This is a genomic window from Enhygromyxa salina, from assembly GCF_002994635.1.
Classification (GTDB): domain Bacteria; phylum Myxococcota_A; class Polyangia; order Nannocystales; family Nannocystaceae; genus Plesiocystis; species Plesiocystis salina_B.
The window spans coordinates 1-2,147 of sequence record NZ_PVNL01000158.1; the positions used below are offsets into that span (position 1 = coordinate 1).

The 2,147-nt window shown below is 67.3% G+C and carries 1 protein-coding gene; it reads right to left on the bottom strand.

Going from position 1 to position 2,147, the window contains the following annotated elements; all coding sequences use genetic code 11:
• A partial coding sequence (locus ENSA7_RS44860) for a hypothetical protein (RefSeq protein ID WP_181234632.1) occupies positions 1–2,147 on the bottom strand: 2,147 nt, incomplete at both ends.

The window sequence follows — 2,147 nt, forward strand, 5'->3', positions numbered from 1 at the left end:
ACACGGTCGGGTTGCCGTAGTCGTCGAGCTCGAACACGGTGTCGACGACGTCGCTGACGCGCGCGTCGTCATTGAAGTCCTCGGGCTCGCAGAACGTGTCGGCGCAGCCGTCGAGCTCGTAGCTGCGCGAGACCTGCTGCGAGATGTAGGGGTAATAGCCCGGCTCGGTCTCGAGGTAATTGAACAGCCGCTTGATATGCGTGACGACGTGCTTGCCCGACTCGACGTCGCGGTGATCCTCGATGATCGTCGCGGGGATGCCCGTGTACGGAAAGTCCAACAGCTCCGGCGCGTAGGTGTGGCCATAGCCAACCCGCCGCCGGTAGATCGGCTGACCGTCCTCGTCGAGCTCGATCGTCTCGTGCGACACGAACCCGAGCGCGCGCCGGCCCTCACGATCGCTGCGCCCCATCCCGTAGCGGTGCTCGAACCGGCGCGGCACCAGCTGCCCGCCAGCGTCGAGCCGGTGGGTGTCCACGACGATCCGGGGATCTCGCTCGCAGCGGCGCGGGTATGCGCAGCTGTCGAGATCCAGCGCGTACAGGCCCGCGGGCGCGTCGTAGTCGGTGATCGAGCGATAGCTGACCTCGACCGTCGCGCCCAGGCCGTTTTGGATCCGCACGAGCTTGTCGGGCACCTCGCCCAAGCGCTCGCGCAGGGTCCAGCGAAGCGACGTGAACACGCCGAGGTCGTGGAGCCCGTCGCCGGTCAGATCAAACGCAGTGCTGGCTCGCGGGCTGGTGTAGATATCGTTGAGCATCAGATCCAGCGAGACCGGCAGCGCGTCAAAGCTGCCGTCGCCGTTGCTGATGAAGACCGTCCACCCCCACTCGTTCGCGTTTGGATCATCGACGGGCGTGAGGTAGTCGAGCACCCCGTCGCCGTCGTAGTCGATCACGCCCGACGCCAAGTAGCGCGCGAATGATCGGTTGCCTTCGACCTCCGACTGCATCAACCAGCCGCCGTCGACAAAGCCGGCGCCAGTGTTGATCCAGATCCGCACGCCGCCCCACTCGGGCAGCGGGGGATCATCGATCACGATCGTGTTGTAGATCGTCTCGAGCTGCGCGGGCCCGTCGCCCGCGTGCAGCTCATAGCGCAGGACGTCGTGAAGGCCGTCGCCGTTGAGATCCAGGACCCGATCGACCCCAAAGCCCTGGTTGGATCGGGGAAAGTCAATGTCGACGTCGGAGTTGTTGTAGTGGCCCGCCAGGCTCGCCCGCCAGCGCTGGGCGAGATCCGGCGCGAGACCGGTGGACGCGAGCGAGCCAGCCCAGTCGTCGTGGGGATCGAGGGTGATCGCGGAATAGTCCGACCACGCCTTCGAGGGGATCCGGCTGTGCGTGTTCGCGTCCCAGGTCGGGATCACGAGCAGCGAGGCGAGGCCATCGCCGTCGTGGTCGAGGTGCAGCAGCTTGTCGTAGACCGAGCAGACCAGGCCGGTGTCGAACACGGCGCTGGCGTCAAACCCGACGCCCGGGACGTTGGGCGCAAACATCCAGCGCCCGGTGCCGAGCTCGGGCTCCTCGAGATCCGCTTCGCCCGCGCAGAACAAGAGATCACCGAGGCCGTCGCCGGTCTGATCCGCGCCCGTGAATTGCCAGATCAGCCCAGCGCCGGGATCGAACTCGAATTGATCGACGCCGCCCTCCGGCAGGCTGCGGGCGATGTAGAAGCTGTATCCGGCCGGGGGCAGGCCGGGGATCGGCACATTGTCGCCGAGCGCGTAGACGTCGTCGCGGCCGTCGCCGTCGTAGTCGGCTGCGAACATCGGCGGCACCGCCCGGCCGCCGCTGGCGTGGGAGCCGAGCGCCAGCATGCCGCTGCGCTCGCTCTCGTAGACCAGGTAATGCCCGGCTGCGGCGCACTGCTCGAAGTTGGCCCGCGTGGATCCGCAGTACTGGAAGTCCTCGCCGTAGGCGCCAGGCTGCGAGGTCCACGTCTCCCAACCCCGATGCTCGGGCAAGTTCGCGGTGCCGTCCCCAGCCGAGAGGAACATGTCGGTGCGCCCGTCGCCGTCGGCGTCGAGCAGGGTCATCAGCTCCGCGAACGGGTCGAGCACGTACTGCTCCTCGTTGGGGAACAGCATGAACGGAAAGAAGGCCCGCTCGGCAAAGTTGGCCTCGCCGGGCGTGTGCTCGAAGCCG